The organism is Bacillus sp. 5RYD7K, assembly GCF_059831465.1.
In genome coordinates this window covers 1,443,790-1,462,894 of the sequence record NZ_CP191200.1, presented here as the reverse complement: position 1 = coordinate 1,462,894, position 19,105 = coordinate 1,443,790, and the positions used below count along the sequence as shown (strand labels likewise).

Sequence of the window (19,105 nt, the reverse complement as noted above, 5' to 3'; positions counted from 1 at the left end):
AAACAAAACGCACCCCTAGCAGAAATATGGAATTTCCTTGCGCATGTCAGCCCGATTCTCTAAAATAAGTGCGTGACGAGAATTGTAAGCCATTTCAGTAAAGCAGGAGGGCAAGGGAATGAAGCCTAACATTCACGATGTTGCAAAAATAGCGGGAGTTTCCTCTACAACCGTTTCGCGGGTATTAAATAACCGCGGCTATATCAGCGAAAAAACAAAAGAAAAAGTGTACAAGGCGATGGAAGAAATCAATTACTTTCCAAACGATCTCGCCCGCTCTTTATTCCGTAAAAGAACCAATTTAATAGGGCTTATCATCCCGAACTCCGGCAACCCGTTTTTCGGCGAACTCGCTTTTCATATTGAAAGTATTTGTACGTCCATGGGCTACAAACTGCTGCTTTGCAACAGTTTACATCGAAAGGATAAAGAAGAAAAATATGTGGAGATGCTGATAAGAAACCAAGTGGACGGCGTGATCGCCGTGACTTACAATCGGGGAATTCTCAATTATCATAAGCAAAATCTGCCGATTGTCGCCATTGATCATTTCTTATCGGATTCAATTCCCGTCGTCGGCTCAGACAACTATGACGGCGGAAAAAAAGCGGCGGAACTGCTGATCGAAAAAGGGTGCCGGCACATCGTCCATATCAACGGCCCGCTTGAACTCGAAACACCGGCAAACCTCAGAAGAAAAGCATACGAAGATGTCATGCGTAAACACGGAAGGCAGCCCATTACATATGAAGTACCCTTTTATCAACATGACCACGACATCATTTCAGCGTTATTCGATGAACAGCCCGACACCGACGGAATTTTTGCCAGTGATGATCTGATGGCGGCAGCAGTCATGACCGAGGCCAAAAAACGGGGAAAAGACATCCCGACTCAATTAAAAGTGATCGGTTATGACGGCACCGAAACCGTTCAATCGATTCTTCCGGAATTGACAACCATCCAGCAGCCGATCGAATTGATTTCCAAAACAGCCATCGAGATTTTAGTAAAAGAAATTGAAGGCGAATTTGATGACTTGCCGCTGGAAACGTATTTGCCGGTGAGGTTTCTGGAAGGTCAGACAACTTAATCAGCCGTACGGCACGCCAGCGTTCTATTTCGGCTGCTCAAGCCATATCATTTTCTCAAGCGCCGGCGTTGTTAATACCCATTTTTACTTTGCTGTTTGAACTTTTTGTTTTCTGGGAAAAATGGTGTTAGAAGAAAAGGTTGGCATTTTGGTCAGCGTTTTGTTTGACCTTTATTGACCAAAAATGTATCATGTAAATACATACTTACCTAAAAGGTGAAGGAGGAGCATTATGAATTTAATACCTACAGTCATTGAACAAACGAACCGCGGAGAAAGAGCTTATGACATTTACTCCCGTCTTTTGAAGGACCGTATTATCATGCTTGGATCTGCGATTGATGACAACGTTGCGAACTCCATCGTGTCACAGCTTTTATTCCTTGAAGCGGAAGACCCTGAAAAAGATATTTCCATTTACATTAACAGCCCTGGCGGATCAATCACTGCCGGTATGGCAATCTACGATACAATGCAGTTCATTAAACCGAAAGTATCTACAATCTGCATCGGGATGGCCGCTTCTATGGGAGCATTTTTACTTGCAGCCGGTGAAAAAGGCAAACGTTACGCGCTTCCTAACAGTGAAGTCATGATTCACCAGCCGCTTGGCGGAGCGCAAGGACAGGCGACAGAAATTGAAATCGCGGCAAAACGCATTCTCTTGCTTCGCGACAAATTAAACAAAGTGCTTGCTGAACGTACCGGCCAGCCGCTTGAAGTGATCGAGCGCGATACAGACCGCGACAACTTCAAATCAGCTGATGAAGCTTTAGAATACGGCTTAATCGATAAAGTGCTGACACGCAATACGGAAGACCAGAAGTAAGATCCTGCCTGCAAGAGAGTTTCAAACTCTTGCAGGTTTTTTTATGTTCTATCTTCATTCAAAAAAGTAATGAATGCTTTGACGACAGACAATTCTAACGCTGAAGAATCATACATAAGCCACGTATCACGTATCACAGGCTCGTTATTTTTATAGGACAGCGCTAATGTGTATAATTCATCAGAAGGCTGAAGACAGATTTCCGGCACAACAGAATAACCGAGGCCGTTTTTCACCATCTCTTTACAGGTTTCCTGTCTGTCTACCTCCATTGCAATGAAAGGCGGTTCAGTAAATTGATTATTCCACCATTTTTGAATCAGACTTTTCAAAGAAGCATCAGTTTGATAATAAATCATCGGCAATTTGGGCAGGTCCTCACTGTTGATTTCAGTTTTTGAAATAAGGTACAGCCTCTCTTCATTTAACAGTTGTTTTTCCCCTTGCCAATCATAATTTCCCCTCATAATCCCAAGGTGTACCCCCGAATGATGAAGCAGATCCATCACCTTCGCACTCCATCCCGTATTGACGTGGAATTGAACAGACGGATACTGATCAGAAAACCGTTTTAGAATCGCCGGGAGCTTGTACTGAGCAAAATTGCTTGAGACTCCTAATCTGAGAACCCCGCTGACTTCATGGCTCATATTGAGCATATCATCCTTCATTTTTCTGAATTCCTGCAGCATCTCTTTCGAATATTCAACCAGATATTCACCTTCTGAAGTGAATTCCATCCCTTTTTTTCTTTTATAAAAGAGGCGCACTCCGAATTGCGATTCCAGGTTTTTGAGCCGATAACTTAATGCCGGCTGTGTCATATATAACCGCTCCGCCGCCTTCGTCATATTTTTTTCCTCGAATAATGTTATGAGTACAGCCCAATCTTTTTCATCCATATAAAATCCCCCAAAATATTTTTCTGCTATAAAATTTTCTCCTATTATAAAAGTTTTTTATTCAACTTTATAAAAATTATATGTTTTACTTATAATCCTTATTTATCATACGATATTTTCCAAAGGGACCGGTACCTTTTTATCCACACAAAATGATGTAAGGATGAGACAGCATGGAAAAAGTTCCTGTAACCGTCATGAGAGGCGGCACCAGCAAAGGCGTTTTTATTCTTCAAAAAGACATGCCAGACGATACAAACCTATGGAGCGATTTTCTTTTAGACATCATGGGAAGTCCTGACGAGAGACAAATTGACGGCCTCGGCGGCGGCCATTCTCTCACAAGCAAGGCAGCCATTATTAAGAAATCTGCCAGAAAGGACGCAGATGTTGAGTATACATTTGCGCAAGTTAGTCTGACTGATAAATTTACCGACTTCAAAGGCAATTGCGGAAATATCTCTTCTGCCGTAGGCCCTTATGCTATTGAGAAGGGGCTCGTTCAGGCTGAAGAGCCGGTGACAACAGTCAGAATTTTAAATACAAACACTCAAAAAGTGATCGCAGCAGAAGTTGAAGTCAAAAACGGAACATTTCATTATCAGGGAGACTGCTCGATTCCGGGGGTTCCAGGTACAGCTTCTCCTATTTATCTTTCATTTCACCAGGCTGAAGGGGCGGTGACTGGAAAACTGTTTCCGACCGGTCAGCCTATTGATGTTCTCGATACACCGTATGGGAATATCTCCGTATCGATTATTGATTACGCCAATCCGCTTGTCTTTGTAAAAGCAGAGGACGCGGGGCTTACCGGCATAGAACTTCCGGACGAATATACTCCGGATATATTGGAAAAGCTCGAAATAATCCGATCAATTGCAGCCGAAAAATGCAGATTCGCTCCGAGACATGAGGCTTCGGCAAAATCACCGGCCGTACCAAAACTGACTTTAATCTCATCCCCAGCGGATTATATTGATACAAAAGGGATAAAGAGACACGCTCATGAAATGGACCTTGTCATTCGTATGATGTCCATGCAAAAACCGCATCAAGCTTTAGCCATTACAGGGGCGGTATGCACGACCGCCGGCATGTTATTGCAGGATACGATATTATCTGAATTTTCATTCTCCGGAAAAACGATCCGATTAGGGCATCCAAGCGGCATTTTAAAAACCGAAGCAGATGCTGATCCAGACGGAACAACGATTAAAGTAGTACGCACAGCAAGAAAAATCTCTGAAGGCTATGTGTTTACTAAACAAAGTTACAACATGAATACGCTGAATCACATTGGTTAATACAAGCCCCCAGACAAGTCAAAGATAAACGGAGGAATACGAGATGATCAATGTAAACGTGTCTAATCGACTGAACAGACTGCCTTTTTCAAGGGCTCATCAAGCGGTGCTCGTTATCCTTTCATTCGCTTACTTTTTTGATTTTATTGATTTAAATACGTTTTCATATGCGGCGCCTTCACTTTTAAAGGAATGGAACATATCCACTCATACCATCGCTTTTATTACGTCTGTCTCCTATTTCGGAATGTTTATCGGCGCCTCTGCCGGAGGATGGTTTTCAGACCGTTTCGGAAGGAAAAAAGGTTTAATTCTGGTTGTCACCTTTTTCTCTTTCTTCTCCCTCCTCTCTTCTCTGTCTTGGAATCCAGAAATACTCGGTGTTTTTAGATTTCTTACGAGTTTGGGTATCGGCGCCACGACGATTGTGGCCAGTACGTATATCAGCGAATTTTTCCCATCAGCAGCCAAGGGGAAATACCAGGCAATCTGTATTACGATAGGCATATGCGGAATTCCTGCAGCCGGCTGGGTGGCTAAATTGGTTGTGCCGTCCGCCTCTTACGGCTGGCGGTTTATCTTTCTATTCGGCGCGGTCGGTATTTTTTTTCCGCTGATCGCCAGAAAACTGGAAGAATCACCGAAATGGCTGGATACGAAAGGAAAAAGCGAACAGGCACACCGTATTCTGCTTGAGCTTGAAGCAAAAATAGAAAAAGAAAAGGGTGAACTGCCTGAACCGGCTCCGGCTCTAAAAAGCAGAAAAACCGCTGTAAAATCCGTTCCATATCGGACGTTATTTCAAAAGCCTTTAGCAGGAAGAACTGTTGTTTTAATGACGATGTGGGCAGCTTCCACGATTGCCATTCAAGGCTTTGGCACGTGGGTTCCCACCCTTTTGGTGAAAGAAGGCGTATCAATGGATGAGTCTATCGTATACGTCACTCTGGGAACGATCGGTGCCCCGCTCGGCGCTCTCATCGCGTCGCAAATCTCTGACCGTGTGGATCGAAAGTGGGCCATTTCTGTTTTATCGTTCATTATTATGGCGCTTGGATTCATTTACGGCATCAATCCTTTGCCGATGGTCATTGTCATATGCGGATTTCTCATGCATATGTTTGAGCGTACGTTCAGTTCGATCGCATATGCCTATACGCCGGAATTATATCCGGTTGAAGCCAGGGCGTCTGGAAATGGCCTCACTTATGGCGTGGGACGTCTTGCGAATGTAGCCGGTCCCTTTGTCGTCAGTTTCCTGTATTCAGGCTACGGATTTTTAAGTGTTTTCTTGTTCTTTACAGGCTGCTGGCTCCTTTGTGCACTGACAGTCGGTATTTTTGGAATCGGGTCAAAAAAACAAAAGATGCAGCAGGATGATTTCATATCAGAAGACACATTCGCGCAGCAAAAGTTGTAAACGCATACACCTCAAAGTGCAAAACATCCATCTCCTCAGAGGAAATGGATGTTCTTCTTTCAATCCCAACCGCAGTCTCTTTCTCACCTTATTCTCATACATATGTCTTATCTTTAAGAAAGGGCGTGATACGCATGAGATGGAGAAAACGGTTTTTCCCCAGAAAGAAAAGGTATTTTATGGGCGGAGAACTTTCCGATCAGAATGGTTTAGATGCAACCGCCGAACCATCTTCCTACAGAGCAGTTGATGCCGAAACATATTTCAGACCCTCTTGTCTGCCTGTCCTGAACACAGCAATTGAAAGTTCCTTTTTTAATCCTTATATTGATAGGCCTTGGAAAAACATTCATCTGCCCCAATCCCTCACTTTGGCTCCGGAAAAAACGATCTTACATTATTTTAGTATTTTACGTGAAGCCGAAAATCTTACGGACGAAAAAGCCGGGGGGTGCGGTACAGTCGGCCAGGCCCGCATTCCTTTTCCGCTTGCCTATGCCTTTTTCTCTCCGGCCTGCCGTAAGAAACATTCCTACAAATCTTTTCTTGCCTCATTTGAAGGTATCGGTCAGACCCACCTGATCAAATTGAATCAGCTTGAAAACTTGCGCTATTTCGTTGAGATCGAAACCATTCAAGGTTCAAATCAAAACGTCACGTTTTTCGCTTATTATCACGGTATTGTCCAGTTGGAAAAACACAATGGCCGGTTTCAGATCGGACGAATAACTTGGTATGGTGAAGATTTTTTGTGTGCCGCTTACCATTTGTGGCAGCACAATGCAGAAACCAGCCTTGATATCAAATTTGGCAGCTGGTGCAAGCTAATTAAAAAAAGATGGCCCATCCGGCAGAATGGTTATGTCAAAACAATTGATTTTGACGGAACAGACGGCGGTCATTACCGTTTTGTCTATTTTCAGCTCACGAATGGTACAGACGTGTTAGCCAAACAGCTGAGAAAAAACAGCTCCGGACAATGGGAGCTGATTCATCTTGATACTGACGGCTGCTTATAGGATCTTCCTTACAATTCCCGCCATTTCTTATCTAAAATCGGGTATGTATACCGATTCATCTGCTCAATCAGCTCATCCGGGCGGGAGGAGCTGTGGATCAGCTTCAAATGAGACTCATTCGAAAATCCTTCCTGAATGCTGTACTTGACCATCTTCATCATCGGCTCAAAATACCCGTTCACATTGTAAAGTCCGATTGGTTTTTGATGAATGCCGATTTGCGCCCAGCACAGCACTTCAAATAACTCTTCATAAGTTCCGAAGCCCCCGGGCATGGCAATGTACCCGTCGGCAAGTTCACTCATTTTCGCTTTCCGTTCATGCATGCCGCTGACTTCAATCAGCTCCGTCAGATTTTGGTGAACAATCTCTCCGCTGAACAGTCCGCTCGGCATGACGCCGACAGCTTTTCCGCCGCCTGCCATTAACGCGTCGGCAACGGTTCCCATCAGACCGACCCGTGAACCGCCGTAAACAAGGGCGATTCCCTGCTCCGCCATATATTCACCGAGTTCGGCCGCTTTGCGTTTGTATTCTTCATTTACCCCCGGATTTGATCCCGCAAATACACAAATCGTTTTCATTTTTTCATCTCCGCATCTATATATGTACATCAATAAATCAAAATACACTATATATTGTCCCATCTCTATATGATAATATCAATAAGAATCATACAGGACATAAGGAGTGTTTCACATGCAGATCGCTGAAACAGAACAATGGCTGAAAGACTTTTACGAAAAACGGGGATGGACGGCGTACGGACCATTTATCAGAATCGGCTTTTTAATGGAAGAAGCGGGTGAGCTCGCCCGGGCGGTAAGAGCATATGAAATCGGCAGGGACCGGCCGGATGAAAAGGACGCGACCCAGGCAGAACGCAGGCAGGAGCTGATGGAAGAAATGGGTGACGTCCTCGGAAACCTCGCCATCCTCGCCGATAAGTACGGAATCACTTTAGAAGATGCGATGAGAGCCCATCAGGAAAAACTGATTAAACGTTTTGAAACCGAATAAAAACACGGCCTGTCCGCTTTTTCATGGACAGGCCGCACCTGAATTTACCCCGTTATCTCGTCCTGATGCTCAAAGAAGTGCTGTTTTCCGATTTTATGAAACAGCCCCGTCTTTCGGATCAGCTCCCTCGGCTGAGACTGCAATCCGACGATCATCAATCTGCCGTTATGGCGTTTGATCCGGTTCATGACATTCCCCAGCACCGCTTCTGCGGAAGTATCCATGTAATGCACATTATTCATCAGCAGGATAAGCGTTTTCGGCTTTTCCTGAAGCCTCTCCAGCAATGATGATTCCAATGAATCAATCGAACCGAAAAACAGCGGCCCTTCAATGGAATATGTGCTGACGGACGAATCGTTTTTAACCGATTTGACGGCGGCATGCGGTGTTTTGACGCTTGTCGATTCGCTCATTTTTCTGATAAAGAAAACAAAGGCGAGCACGAGACCGGCAGACACGCCGATGATTAAATCAAACAGAACCGTCAGTAAAAAGGTTGCCGCCAGTACGAATGAATCAGTGTTTTTCAGCCGCATCATATTGGCGACTTCCCTCCGTTCACTCATGTTCCAAGCCACAACCATCAATACCGGTGCCATGCTTGCCAGCGGTACGTGAACGGCAAGCGGGGCGAAGACGAGCAGGACGAGGAGGACGGTGACTCCGTGGACAACACCGGAAATCGGAGAAACTGCGCCGTTTTTAATATTTGTTGCGGTCCGCGCAATCGCTCCCGTTGCCGGTATGCCGCCGAAAAGCGGCGCGGCCATATTGGCGATGCCCTGCCCGACAAGCTCCCTATTGCTGTCATGCCGTGATCCCTTCATATTATCCGCGACCATTGCCGATAATATGGATTCAAGCCCGCCGAGAAGCGCAATGATCAGAGCTGACGGAAACATCATGATCATGTTATCAATTGAGAAATCCGGTAGCTGAAAAGCCGGTAGCTGCCGCGGAATCTCTCCGTAAGCAGAACCGATTGTCGCCATCTTGTCAGGAAAAAACACGACCGCCGCGGCTGTAGATACAAGCAGCGCCACAAGCGCGCCCGGAATCTTCGGCATCAGCCTGGCTGATAACAGCAAAATGGCCAAAGCAATTCCCGCGATCAAAATGCTGTACAAATTAAAGGTTCCGATCTTTTTGCCGATCTCCGCAATGTTAAGGATAAAGCTTTCATGCTTTTGAATATCGCGCAGACCGAGAAAATGGGCGATCTGCTCTGAGAAAATCAGCACCGCGATTCCGGCCGTAAATCCGACGATCACCGGCTTCGGCACGAATTTCATAATCTTCCCGAGCTTAAATACGCCGAACAAGACGAGCATCACGCCTGCCATGAAACCGGCGACAAGTAAATTCTCAAAACCATACTGCATCACAATGGCAAATAAAATGGGAACAAACGCCCCCGTAGGCCCTCCGATCTGATATTTAGAGCCGCCCAACAGCGAAATCAGAATTCCGGCTACAATAACGGTATAAAGCCCGTATTCCGGACCGACCCCGGAGGCGATGGCAAAGGCCATGCCCAGAGGAATGGCTACAATTCCGACGACAATTCCTGCGACTAAGTCTTTCTGAAATTTCTGCAAATTGTATCCATGATATCTGCCGGAAAATTGCATGGTCAGCTGCATCCCCCTTTGACTGTTTCATAGCCGTCAACAACAACATCCAGCGTCCCCGTCCCCGGATCAATCACCAGCCCGTGCACCGGCACCTCTTCAGGCAGGAGCGGATGGTGCCTGACCATATTCACGCTGTGAGCCACGCTTTCCTCGACGCTGTGAAAACCGGACAGCCATGTCTCCAAATCGACTCCCGCATGCTGCAAAAGGCTGAGGCATTTCTCCTCCACGCCGCGCTCTTTTGCTTTATTTAATATGGAGGCCGCATTCAATCCCGACATCCCGCACTCGCGGTGACCTACGATGCAGACTTCCTCAGCCTGCAGTTCATAAACGGCAACCAAAATACTCCGCATGACACTTCCAAATGGGTGAGAAACAATGGCTCCCGCGTTTTTTATGATTTTGGCATCGCCGTTTCTGAGTCCCATCGCCTGCGGCAGAAGCTCCGTCAGCCTTGTATCCATACAGGATACGATGACAAGCTTTTTTTTCGGGAATTTTGTCGTTTGGTAAGGTTCATATTTCCTTTCTTGGACAAACTGCTGGTTGTGCTCCAAAATGCTTGATAAAGAAACCATTTTTCTAATCATCTCCCATCCGATTGTATTGCAAGCCTTCTTACCCAGCTTACAGTAAGGAATTATAGCACAGAAAAAGCCCTCAAAAGCGCTTTCAAAAAAAGACACGATAATTTAACTGTAAATTCAGATTATATTCATTTATATCTTTCAAAAATAATAAAATTTATCTTTATACAAACCTATAAAGCTTTTGAAAACAGCGGTCCCGCGCTTTTTGCCTTCAGAAATATAGGCGGATTCTGTTACGGATTGGAGAAATCACACATGTATATCTCTTCTTCTTTTCATTTTGGGTTCAAAAGAACCAGAAATTCACCGAACGCGTTTGAATATTTCTCACTTTACCGCTTCTCTTATATAATAAAATAGAGATGAAAGACAAAGGAGGAGAAGCCCCGTTGAAACCATATGTATTCATCGCAAAACCGATACCGCCGGAAGTCGAACAAATGATAGGCGAGCATTGCCGCTATGACATCTGGAAAGAAGATACCATTTCAAAAGAAGAATTGTACGAGAAAATGAAGGATGCTGAAGGGCTGCTGACATCCGGAACGGCGATTGACAGTGATTTGCTGGATCACGCGCCGAAACTGAAAGTCGTCAGCAACAATTCAGTCGGCTACGATAATTTTAATATAGAAGAAATGAAAAGACGCGGGGTCGTCGGCACACATACGCCGTACACCTTGGATGACACGGTCGCTGATCTGGCTTTTTCATTAATCCTGTCTTCCGCCAGACGGGTTGCCGAATTGGATCGGTTCGTCCGCGCCGGCAAATGGGGAACCGTTGAGGAAGAATCCCTTTTCGGTATGGATGTCCACCATCAGACATTAGGCATTATCGGCATGGGCAGAATCGGTGAACAAGCAGCCAAACGGGCAAAATTCGGCTTCGATATGGACGTGCTGTACTATAACCGCAGCAGAAAACCGGATGCTGAGAAAGCGCTCGGCGTTACATATGCCGACTTAGATACACTGCTGAAAACGTCAGACTTTGTGCTTTTAATTACGCCGCTTACTGACGAAACGTATCATATGATAGGAGAACGGGAATTTAAAATGATGAAAGATACGGCATTTTTCGTCAATATTTCCCGGGGAAAGACGGTTGATGAAAAAGCGCTCATTCGCGCATTGCAGGAGGGCTGGATAAAAGGCGCGGGTTTAGATGTATTTGAAAAAGAGCCGATCGGCGAAGACAATCCGCTCCTCCAGCTGGAAAACGTCACATTGCTTCCGCATATCGGGTCAGCAACGGCTAAAATCCGTTTGAATATGTTCAAGCAAGCCGCCCAAAACATGATTGACGCCGTATACGGAAAAACACCGAAAAACCTCACGAAAGAATTTCAATGAGAGGAAAAATCCCGGTTGGTTCAGCCGGGGTTTATTTTTCGATAGATCAAAAGTACTATTTTTAAATTCTTTCTATTCCTTTCTCTCGATGCTGATACAATGAAAAGGAATCAGCTTCACATGATGAAAAATGGGAGGTATTGCTTTGAAAAAACGTTTATCATGGATTTCCGTATGTTTACTGGTGCTTTTCTCGGCGGCCGGGATACTGTTTTCAACGAATGCCAAGACGGAAACACCGTCTCACAAGGCACACACAGAAGCACAGGTTATCAACACATTTGACGGGGTTGCAGATTATCTTCAGACATATCATAAACTTCCTGATAATTACATTACAAAATCAGAGGCACAGGCCCTCGGCTGGGTAGCATCAAAAGGGAACCTTGCAGACGTCGCTCCGGGGAAAAGCATCGGCGGAGACATCTTCTCAAACAGGGAAGGCAAACTCCCGGCCAAAAGCGGGCGGACGTGGCGTGAAGCGGATATTAACTATACATCAGGCTTCAGAAATTCAGACCGGATTCTTTACTCAAGCGACTGGCTGATTTATAAGACGACAGATCATTATAAAACCTTTACGAAAATGAGATAAACACATACAAAAAACGGCTTCCCTGCGGGAGGCCGTTTTTTTGCAGAGAACCTGCGAGCTTCATATAAAATGAGCAGTGAATTTTTCTTCAAACTCTGATCGGTCTATTCTGCTGTTTTCCGCCGTGCCATCGTGTTTTTTTATTGTTATATTGCGTTCAGACAGAACCATGTGCCCTTCCGGTGTCCGCTTAGAAGCAAGCAGGCGTTTGTTGAAAGGAGAGCGTTCATGTTCAAAGATTGTTTGTTTCATAGACTTGAGGTCCTTTTCACCGATTTCTTCAAGCGAAAATGCGTAACCTGTCTGCCAGCCGTCCCCTTTGTTCATTTCAAGCACGTATGTCCCGAATTCCGTCTCTTCTATCCTCACGCGGAACGCGCCGGCCGCTGATACCGTCTCATCTCCCGACATCGGCACAGGCTGCATGGCGAGATTGAGGCCGAAGCCTGCATCAGCGATGTACTCATTCCCCCCGGCGGAAAGAAGGACGGCCGCATGTGTGCCGGGCAGCGCCCAGCCGTTTTTCCAGACCGTTCCGCGGATCAATTTGACATCAAATTCGGCATCTTTCAGGATGAAATAAAGCAGTCCGTTCAAGTCATAACAAAGGCCTCCATGAGGTTCCTTCACCATGTGCCGCCACAGTCCTTCTTTCGTGAGGTCATATTCTTTTTTGGACAAAACAGCGCGATTTTCAAACGGAAACCGATACGCGAGCGCCTTTAAAAACTCCGGCAGGTTGCTGAAATCGAGGGAATCCTTTTCCCAGCCTATCGTTTGATAACAATCTTTCAGAAACTCATTCATCGTCCCGTCCCCCTTACAAAGTGTTTACACTTCCTCCTGCACATAAGCGGACAACTTTTCCAGCGCTTCCTTTTCATCGTCGCCTTCAGCGATCAGAGTGACTTCCGTCCCCGTGCTGACCGCCAGACTCATTAATCCCATAATGCTTTTGGCGTTCACTTTCTTGCCGTTTTTCTCAAGAAACACATCTGATGCAAAGCGATTTGCCTCCTGTACAAACAATGCAGCGGGACGCGCCTGCAATCCCGTCTTTAAACGCACTTCCACTTTCTCCTGAACCATAAGATCTCCCCTTTTCGTTACGGTTATTTCAAAGTGATGCTTTGTCCTGTACGCAGCTGTTCTGCAATTTCATCGAGCTTTCTCAGCCTGTGATTGATGCCGGATTTGCTGATTTTCCCGCTTGCAACCATTTCCCCAAGTTCTTTCAGCGTGACTTCCTGATAATCAATCCGCAGCTGCGCAATTTCGCGAAGCTTTTCCGGCAGCGCTTCAAGACCGATCCGTTCATCAATGTATTTAATATTTTCCACTTGTCTGAGCGAAGCCCCGATGGTTTTATTTAAGTTTGCTGTTTCACAATTAACGAGGCGGTTCACCGAATTTCTCATATCTCTGACAATCCGCACATCTTCAAAGCGCAGCAGTGAATTGTGGGCGCCGATGACATTCAGAAATTCAGTGATTTTTTCCGCCTCTTTTAAATACGTAATATAGCCTTTTTTCCGTTCAAGCGTTTTGCTGTTCAGATGGAACTCATTCAGCAGCGCGCATAATGAATCGTTATGTTCCTTATAAAGCGAGAAGATTTCCAAGTGGTATGACGATGTTTCAGGATTATTCACAGATCCCCCCGCCAAAAACGCCCCTCTCATATAAGAACGTTTGCAGCACCGTTTCGCCACCAGTTCCTCAGAAATATTCCGTTCAAATACAAAGTTCTCTCCGAGGATTTTCAATTCCTCTAAAATCAGCTTTGCATTTTCAGAAAAGCGTACAATATAAACATTGTTTTTTTTCAGCCGCATTTTTTTTCTGACTAACAGTTCGACCGATACATCATATTGTTTCTTCAGCAATGTATAAATGCGGCGCGCAATCGCCGCATTTTCGGTTTGAACGTCAAGCACGAGATGGCGGTTTGAAAATGACAATGAACCGTTCATCCGAATCAGCGCGGACAGCTCCGCCTTGGCGCAGCAGTCCTTCACTTCCAGATTCGTCAGTTCTTTTTTGGTTTCCGATGCAAATGACATATTAGCCACCTCATTTCAAAAGACCTCTAGTCCCTTAATAAATCGACGAGAAGAGAAGCCACTTTATGTGTATCGTGACGGATTACGCCATTTTTATACGTGATAATCTGGTCTCTGATCACTTCAAGCCCCATGGCTTTCAGCTTTTCAACGTTAAATTCAACGGGCCGGGCCAGCTCTTTCGCATATTTGCTTTTGATTTCGTCAGGGATATCTTCATTATTGATTAAAATCGTATCGATAAACGGCTGCTCCATATGATCGTTCAGCGCCTTGACATGGTCGGCTGCGCTGTATTGAAGCGTTTCACCGGGCTGCGTCATGACATTGCAGATATATACTTTTTTGGCCGCAGCCTTGACGACTTCCTCTCCGATTTTCGGCACGAGCAGGTTCGGGAGAATGCTTGTATACAGGCTTCCCGGGCCGATAATGATTAAGTCGGCCTGGCGGATCACGTCAATCGTCTCCGGCAGCGGATCAATTTTTTCAGGCGTCAGAAACACCCGTTTAATGCGCTGGCCGTAAGAAGGAATGGTCGATTCTCCGGAGACGACCTGCCCGTCCTCCATTTCGGCATGAAGAACGACGCTGGTGTTGGCAGCCGGCAATACTCTGCCGCGGACATTCAGCACTTTGCTCATTTCGGTGACAGCGTGAAAGAAATCACCGGTTATATTTGTCATCGCTGCCAAAATTAAATTGCCGAGCGAATGTCCGGTTAAGTCGCTTCCTTTGTTGAAACGGTGCTGAAACAGGTTTTCAACGAGCGGCTCAACATCTGACAAAGCAGCCAGTACGTTACGGATGTCACCCGGCGGCGGAATTTGAAGTTCATCCCGCAGACGGCCTGAACTTCCGCCGTCATCGGCAACGGTCACAATCGCCGTAATATCAACGGGCTTATGCTTTAATCCGCGAAGCAGCACGGACAAACCCGTTCCGCCTCCGAAGATTGCGATTTTCGGCTTCTTATTCATTTCCGGCTTCTCTTTTCAATGTCCCGGTGAGTAACATGAGTATAGAAATCCTTTTTAAAGTAATCAGCCAGATACTCAGCGAGTGTAACAGAGCGGTGCTGGCCGCCCGTACAGCCGATCGCGATGACAAGCTGGCTTTTTCCTTCCCGCTTATAAGACGGAAGCATAAAGCCGAGCAGATCAACAAGCTTTTCGATAAACTTTTGTGTTTCATTCCACTTCATCACATAAGATGAGACTTCCTCATCTTTCCCCGTAAGCGGCCTCATGCTTTCAATGTAGAACGGATTCGGCAGAAACCTTACATCAAACACGAGATCGGCATCTATCGGAAGGCCGTATTTGAAACCGAATGACATCACGTTCACTGTAAAGGTCTCACCTTGGTTCGTGGCGAAATGCGCCACGATTTTTTCACGCAGATCACGCGGTTTCATATCCGACGTGTCATAGATCAGCTGAGAGCGCCCTTTCAATTCTTCAAGCAGCTGGCGCTCCAGTGCGATTCCTTCGAGAGGAAGCCCGGTAGCGGCCAGCGGATGAGAACGTCTCGTTTCTTTGTATCTCGTCACAAGGATGGAATCCTTCGCATCTAAAAAGAGAATGCGCGGTGTAATCCACGGATTTTCCGCCATTTCATCCAGCGCCTCAATCAGCCTGTCAAAAAATTCACGTCCCCGCAGATCCATGACAAGTGCGACCTTGCTCATTTTTGAACTTGATTCTTTCATCAGTTCCAAAAATTTCGGCAGCAAGGAAGGCGGCAGATTGTCGACGCAAAAATAGCCGAGATCCTCAAAGCTTTGAATGGCGACGGTTTTCCCCGCTCCAGACATTCCCGTTATGATGACGAGCTGAATATCATGATTTTCATTCACACTCATCTTTCTCCCCCCTGAGGTCTTTCTTTTATTTGATAAGCTGCGGATCTAAACGATAGCTGAGCAGCTCGAAGTCCGGCGTATACGTAAAGGTGCCGTGCAAAAGCCCTTGGCCCTTGATCATAAAATCAAGGATATGTCCGTCTCCGGGCGCCATCGGAAGGCTGTGGATATCTTTTACGTCATGCCACTTCAAAATGCCTTCCTCAGATTCAGCGACATTCCGCCCCGTGTAGGAATCGGCGACAAAAGTAAACATCATCCACTCTGACACGATTTGTTCCTGTTCCTTAATAATAAAGGTAAACACGCCTTTTAACTGCGGATTTAATATATAAATTCCCGTCTCTTCTCTGTACTCTCTGATGACGGAATCTCTGACTGATTCACCGCTCTCCATCTTCCCGCCGGGTGCGACCCACCAGCCCCGTCTCGGCTTTTGGAGAAGGAGAACCTGATCATCTGTCTGCAACACACAATTTGTCACTCTTTGCACAAGTACGTCACCTAACCTTCTCAACAAATCATCGTCTCTTCATTATACCGTTTCGGCATGTCTCTCACAATGCAGAGACACCGACATCCTTTTCTTTTATTTGACAGAAAACAAAAATTTACAAAAAAAGGGCACGGATACTGGAATCCGTGCCAAGGTGTATTCATATAAAAAGGGGGTCAATTACTACATTCATCTTAAAACATCAGTATTTCACCCGTGTTACAGCGGAATTAAAAGCCAGTAACGATTCAAAAACTGAACATTACAGCGATTATTTAACGGTTTTGAGCGTTTCCTGAAGCTCTTCCACATAATGCTGAACGCTTTGGGCCGCAATACTTCCGTCACCTGTCGCCGTAACGATCTGGCGGAGTGATTTTTCACGGATGTCTCCCGCAGCGAAAATGCCGGGAACTTTCGTTTCCATTTGATCATTTGTTTCAATGTAGCCTTCTTCATTTGTGATGCCCAAGTTTTCGAACGGTTTAGAAAGCGGAAGCATGCCGATATAAATAAAGACGCCGTCAGCTTTGAATTCTTCCTCTTCTCCCGTCACAGTATCCACAAGTGTCAGTCTGCCGACTTTTCCGTTTTCCTCGTGGATTTCTTTTACGGTTTTATTCCATTCAAAATCAATTTTGTCATTGTCAAAGGCACGCGCCTGAAGAATGCTTTGCGCACGCAATTTATCACGTCTGTGAACGATGGTGACTTTTGAAGCGAAGCGTGTCAGATAGACGCCTTCTTCCACAGCCGAGTCTCCGCCGCCGACTACGACAAGCTCTTTATTTTTGAAGAATGCGCCGTCACATACCGCACAGTACGATACGCCGCGGCCGCCAAGTTCTTTTTCCCCGGGAACGCCGATCTTTTTGTATTCCGCTCCGGCAGAAATGACGATAGCGCGTGCTTTATATTCTTTTGAACCGGCTTTGACCGTTTTATATTCTTTGCCGTCGACGATTTCTTTAATATCGCCGTACGCATATTCCGCACCGAATTTTTTCGCATGTCCAAACATTTTATTAGAAAGTTCAGGGCCGAGAATGCTTTCAAAACCCGGATAGTTTTCAACATCCTCTGTGTTAGCCATCTGGCCGCCCGGAATTCCTCTTTCGATCATTAATGTGGATAAGTTCGCTCGTGATGTGTAAACGGCAGCGGTCATCCCCGCCGGACCCGCGCCGATAATGATCACATCATAAATTTTTTCTTCTGACACCATGATTCACTCCTTTTCGAAATGGGGCGCACCCTATATGAATAAGAATCCCCATCAATCGTATTCCTTACCCATATCCTATTAAATCTGAGGGCAATTCGCTATTTTTTTGCTCATTTTTCTGAGAAAACGTGATTAGGCATCTCCTGAGCGGGTATACAAATAAAGAAAGAGCCTTCCGGGATGGAAGGCCCTTGTCTTATTCATTATTGCACGACACGTCTTACATTGCCGTTGAATACTTTTTTCCAGTAAGGGTTGCTCATAGAATCGATGGATACACCGTGAGATGTATTATCGTTCAGGAACGTTCCGTTACCCAAGTAGATGCCGACGTGGCCGTTTGTTTTATACGTATCGAAGAATACTAAGTCTCCGCGTTTCATATCAGACGCGCTGACAGCTTTACCTCTTCCGATTAGCGTATCTGTGCTTGTGCCGCTTACAGGTCCGAGGTTAACGCCTGCGTTAGCATAAGCCCAGCGTACAAATGAAGAGCAGTCAAAGATACGGTTATTAATATCAGACTGTGTGCGTCCGCCGCCGAATTTGTACGGAGATTGACCCACAAGGCTTGATCCTACGCTGATCGCACCTTCAATACCGCCTGAATTTGAGATAACAGATCCGCCGTCAGAATCATCTGAACCGCCGCTGTTATGAGATGAGCCGCCTGAAGTGCCCGATTTGCTTGAGCTGTCAGATGAATCAGATGATGTTGAAACAGCCGCTTTTTTCACAGTTTTAACCGCTGCCGGCTGGCTGTCATCTGTTTGGTTTTGGTCTTCAGAGGCTTTTTGCGCTTCTTCCTGCTTTTTGATCAGGGCAGCCGCTGCAGCCTGCTCAGCTTTAATGCGCTTCTGTTCTTTTTCAGTGTCCGCTTTTGCGTTTGCAAGCTGTGACGCTTCTTTTTTCAGATCAGAGATAGCGGCAGCCGCTTTTTTCTGACCGTTTTTCGCTTCGTCGAAAAGCTTGTCTTTCTGATCAAGCTGTTTGTTCAGGTCTTTTTGCATAGACTCTAGCTTCGCAAGGTCATCCTGGACTTTTTTCAGCTTCACGTTAAGCTCAGCTTCCGCATCTTCGAGTTTCGCTTTATCCTGCTCCTGCTGTTTGATCAGGTCTTTATCCGCATCAACGATAGAAGATACCGCAGTCGCACGTGAAATGAAGTCCCCGAAGCTTGTCGCCCCTAAAAGAACATCTATGTATCCTTGAGAACCGCCGTTTTCCTGTAAAGAACGAACGCGTTTTTTCAGGATTTCATTGCGTTTTTCAATACGCGCTTCTGTTTCTTTGATTTCTTTTTTTAAATCAGCGATCCGCTTTTTCGTTTTTTCGTTTTCAGCTTTTTTATCTTCAATTTTATTACTTGTATCCAACGCTTTTGCGTTAATGTCTTTCAGTTCTTTTTCAATCTTAGCCTGCTTGTCCTGAAGTTTAGACAATTCCTTTTCTTTTGCATCAAGGCTTGAAGCCACCTCAGATTGCTTGCTTTCGATTTTTGCTTTTTTGCTGTCTAATGTTTCCGCCGATGCAGTTTTTGTAAATGGGATCAAAAAACTGCTTGTCCCGATGACGGAAGCCAAACCAAGTGTTAATAAACTCTTTTTCACTTTTTCTTTCCTCCCTTTTACTTTAAACCTGTTCTCATTTGGAATTCTATTATGAACATCAAAGTTACGCTTCCTCACAA

At 45.5% G+C, this 19,105-nt stretch carries 20 protein-coding genes; 8 read left to right on the top strand and 12 right to left on the bottom strand.

Annotated elements, in window-relative coordinates:
- The first annotated feature begins 118 nt into the window (after positions 1-118).
- Together ACQE26_RS07210 and clpP are read left to right on the top strand one after the other, a co-directional pair.
- Positions 119-1,093, top strand: a complete 975-nt coding sequence (locus tag ACQE26_RS07210; protein ID WP_264819201.1) for a LacI family DNA-binding transcriptional regulator — start codon at positions 119-121, stop codon at positions 1,091-1,093.
- A 232-nt stretch (positions 1,094-1,325) separates the two neighbouring features.
- Positions 1,326-1,922 (top strand): ATP-dependent Clp endopeptidase proteolytic subunit ClpP, encoded by a 597-nt coding sequence (gene clpP, locus ACQE26_RS07205; protein WP_003151513.1) that lies wholly within the window; start codon positions 1,326-1,328, stop codon positions 1,920-1,922.
- 41 nt (positions 1,923-1,963) lie between these two features.
- Here the strand turns inward: clpP and ACQE26_RS07200 are convergent, their stop codons facing one another.
- Entirely contained in the window at positions 1,964-2,824 is an 861-nt protein-coding gene (locus tag ACQE26_RS07200) for a LysR family transcriptional regulator (RefSeq protein ID WP_049627464.1), read from the bottom strand.
- Between the two features lie 173 nt (positions 2,825-2,997).
- Between ACQE26_RS07200 and ACQE26_RS07195 the strand changes: the two genes are divergently transcribed.
- The 3 genes from ACQE26_RS07195 (at position 2,998) to ACQE26_RS07185 (ending at position 6,567) form a co-directional block, all read left to right on the top strand.
- A complete protein-coding gene (locus ACQE26_RS07195) occupies positions 2,998-4,128 on the top strand; it encodes a 2-methylaconitate cis-trans isomerase PrpF family protein (RefSeq protein ID WP_060964194.1) in 1,131 nt (376 codons plus the stop codon).
- A gap of 43 nt (positions 4,129-4,171) precedes the next feature.
- Positions 4,172-5,548, top strand: a complete 1,377-nt coding sequence (locus ACQE26_RS07190; RefSeq protein ID WP_060964193.1) for an MFS transporter — start codon at positions 4,172-4,174, stop codon at positions 5,546-5,548.
- A gap of 179 nt (positions 5,549-5,727) precedes the next feature.
- Positions 5,728-6,567, top strand: a complete 840-nt coding sequence (locus ACQE26_RS07185) for a hypothetical protein (protein ID WP_500471118.1) — start codon at positions 5,728-5,730, stop codon at positions 6,565-6,567.
- Positions 6,568-6,575: 8 nt separating this feature from the next.
- On the opposite strand, the gene ACQE26_RS07180 is transcribed toward ACQE26_RS07185, so the two are convergent.
- Positions 6,576-7,151, bottom strand: coding sequence for a TIGR00730 family Rossman fold protein (locus ACQE26_RS07180; RefSeq protein WP_047477263.1), 576 nt, complete (start codon positions 7,149-7,151; stop codon positions 6,576-6,578).
- Positions 7,152-7,266: 115 nt separating this feature from the next.
- Between ACQE26_RS07180 and ACQE26_RS07175 the strand changes: the two genes are divergently transcribed.
- Positions 7,267-7,587 (top strand): MazG nucleotide pyrophosphohydrolase domain-containing protein, encoded by a 321-nt coding sequence (locus ACQE26_RS07175; RefSeq protein ID WP_500471117.1) that lies wholly within the window; start codon positions 7,267-7,269, stop codon positions 7,585-7,587.
- A gap of 44 nt (positions 7,588-7,631) precedes the next feature.
- Here the strand turns inward: ACQE26_RS07175 and ACQE26_RS07170 are convergent, their stop codons facing one another.
- Complete coding sequence (locus tag ACQE26_RS07170) at positions 7,632-9,221, bottom strand: SulP family inorganic anion transporter (protein ID WP_049627467.1); 1,590 nt, start codon at positions 9,219-9,221, stop codon at positions 7,632-7,634.
- A gap of 2 nt (positions 9,222-9,223) precedes the next feature.
- A complete protein-coding gene (locus tag ACQE26_RS07165) occupies positions 9,224-9,814 on the bottom strand; it encodes a beta-class carbonic anhydrase (RefSeq protein WP_095241440.1) in 591 nt (196 codons plus the stop codon).
- 365 nt (positions 9,815-10,179) lie between these two features.
- On the opposite strand from ACQE26_RS07165, the gene ACQE26_RS07160 reads away from it, so the two are divergent.
- Positions 10,180-11,172 carry a 2-hydroxyacid dehydrogenase gene (locus tag ACQE26_RS07160; RefSeq protein ID WP_500471116.1) on the top strand — a complete coding sequence of 331 codons (993 nt, stop codon included), beginning with the start codon at positions 10,180-10,182 and terminating at the stop codon, positions 11,170-11,172.
- A gap of 130 nt (positions 11,173-11,302) precedes the next feature.
- The gene (locus ACQE26_RS07155) at positions 11,303-11,767 is read left to right on the top strand and encodes a ribonuclease (RefSeq protein WP_060964189.1); all 465 of its coding nucleotides are present in this window, start codon (positions 11,303-11,305) and stop codon (positions 11,765-11,767) included.
- Between the two features lie 60 nt (positions 11,768-11,827).
- Here the strand turns inward: ACQE26_RS07155 and ACQE26_RS07150 are convergent, their stop codons facing one another.
- From ACQE26_RS07150 to cwlO, 8 genes are all read right to left on the bottom strand, one after another.
- Positions 11,828-12,574, bottom strand: coding sequence for an arylamine N-acetyltransferase family protein (locus tag ACQE26_RS07150; protein ID WP_500471115.1), 747 nt, complete (start codon positions 12,572-12,574; stop codon positions 11,828-11,830).
- A 24-nt stretch (positions 12,575-12,598) separates the two neighbouring features.
- On the bottom strand, positions 12,599-12,856 hold the full coding sequence (locus ACQE26_RS07145) for an HPr family phosphocarrier protein (protein ID WP_012118534.1): 258 nt from the start codon (positions 12,854-12,856) through the stop codon (positions 12,599-12,601).
- Between the two features lie 23 nt (positions 12,857-12,879).
- Positions 12,880-13,830 carry a DNA-binding protein WhiA gene (gene whiA / locus ACQE26_RS07140; protein ID WP_007407421.1) on the bottom strand — a complete coding sequence of 317 codons (951 nt, stop codon included), beginning with the start codon at positions 13,828-13,830 and terminating at the stop codon, positions 12,880-12,882.
- Positions 13,831-13,856: 26 nt separating this feature from the next.
- Positions 13,857-14,810, bottom strand: coding sequence for a gluconeogenesis morphogenetic factor MgfK (gene mgfK, locus ACQE26_RS07135; protein WP_013353725.1), 954 nt, complete (start codon positions 14,808-14,810; stop codon positions 13,857-13,859).
- Entirely contained in the window at positions 14,807-15,694 is an 888-nt protein-coding gene (rapZ, locus tag ACQE26_RS07130; protein WP_013353726.1) for an RNase adapter RapZ, read from the bottom strand. Before rapZ ends, mgfK begins: the two co-directional genes overlap by 4 nt.
- Before the next feature lie 25 nt (positions 15,695-15,719).
- Entirely contained in the window at positions 15,720-16,187 is a 468-nt protein-coding gene (locus ACQE26_RS07125) for an 8-oxo-dGTP diphosphatase (RefSeq protein WP_013353727.1), read from the bottom strand.
- A 274-nt stretch (positions 16,188-16,461) separates the two neighbouring features.
- Positions 16,462-17,412 (bottom strand): thioredoxin-disulfide reductase, encoded by a 951-nt coding sequence (gene trxB, locus ACQE26_RS07120; RefSeq protein WP_500471114.1) that lies wholly within the window; start codon positions 17,410-17,412, stop codon positions 16,462-16,464.
- A 206-nt stretch (positions 17,413-17,618) separates the two neighbouring features.
- Positions 17,619-19,025, bottom strand: a complete 1,407-nt coding sequence (gene cwlO / locus ACQE26_RS07115) for a peptidoglycan DL-endopeptidase CwlO (protein WP_049627469.1) — start codon at positions 19,023-19,025, stop codon at positions 17,619-17,621.
- Positions 19,026-19,105: the final 80 nt, after the last annotated feature.

What these genes read in the sequence shown, in the direction of transcription:
- ACQE26_RS07210 (WP_264819201.1), top strand. Translation starts at nt 119, where the DNA reads ATGAAGCCTAACATTCACGATGTTGCAAAAATAGCGGGAGTTTCCTCT.
- clpP (WP_003151513.1), top strand. Translation starts at nt 1,326, where the DNA reads ATGAATTTAATACCTACAGTCATTGAACAAACGAACCGCGGAGAAAGA.
- ACQE26_RS07200 (WP_049627464.1), bottom strand. Translation starts at nt 2,824, where the DNA reads ATGGATGAAAAAGATTGGGCTGTACTCATAACATTATTCGAGGAAAAA.
- ACQE26_RS07195 (WP_060964194.1), top strand. Translation starts at nt 2,998, where the DNA reads ATGGAAAAAGTTCCTGTAACCGTCATGAGAGGCGGCACCAGCAAAGGC.
- ACQE26_RS07190 (WP_060964193.1), top strand. Translation starts at nt 4,172, where the DNA reads ATGATCAATGTAAACGTGTCTAATCGACTGAACAGACTGCCTTTTTCA.
- ACQE26_RS07185 (WP_500471118.1), top strand. Translation starts at nt 5,728, where the DNA reads ATGGGCGGAGAACTTTCCGATCAGAATGGTTTAGATGCAACCGCCGAA.
- ACQE26_RS07180 (WP_047477263.1), bottom strand. Translation starts at nt 7,151, where the DNA reads ATGAAAACGATTTGTGTATTTGCGGGATCAAATCCGGGGGTAAATGAA.
- ACQE26_RS07175 (WP_500471117.1), top strand. Translation starts at nt 7,267, where the DNA reads ATGCAGATCGCTGAAACAGAACAATGGCTGAAAGACTTTTACGAAAAA.
- ACQE26_RS07170 (WP_049627467.1), bottom strand. Translation starts at nt 9,221, where the DNA reads ATGCAATTTTCCGGCAGATATCATGGATACAATTTGCAGAAATTTCAG.
- ACQE26_RS07160 (WP_500471116.1), top strand. Translation starts at nt 10,180, where the DNA reads ATGAAAGACAAAGGAGGAGAAGCCCCGTTGAAACCATATGTATTCATC.
- ACQE26_RS07155 (WP_060964189.1), top strand. Translation starts at nt 11,303, where the DNA reads ATGGGAGGTATTGCTTTGAAAAAACGTTTATCATGGATTTCCGTATGT.
- ACQE26_RS07150 (WP_500471115.1), bottom strand. Translation starts at nt 12,574, where the DNA reads ATGAATGAGTTTCTGAAAGATTGTTATCAAACGATAGGCTGGGAAAAG.
- ACQE26_RS07145 (WP_012118534.1), bottom strand. Translation starts at nt 12,856, where the DNA reads ATGGTTCAGGAGAAAGTGGAAGTGCGTTTAAAGACGGGATTGCAGGCG.
- whiA (WP_007407421.1), bottom strand. Translation starts at nt 13,830, where the DNA reads ATGTCATTTGCATCGGAAACCAAAAAAGAACTGACGAATCTGGAAGTG.
- mgfK (WP_013353725.1), bottom strand. Translation starts at nt 14,810, where the DNA reads ATGAATAAGAAGCCGAAAATCGCAATCTTCGGAGGCGGAACGGGTTTG.
- rapZ (WP_013353726.1), bottom strand. Translation starts at nt 15,694, where the DNA reads ATGAGTGTGAATGAAAATCATGATATTCAGCTCGTCATCATAACGGGA.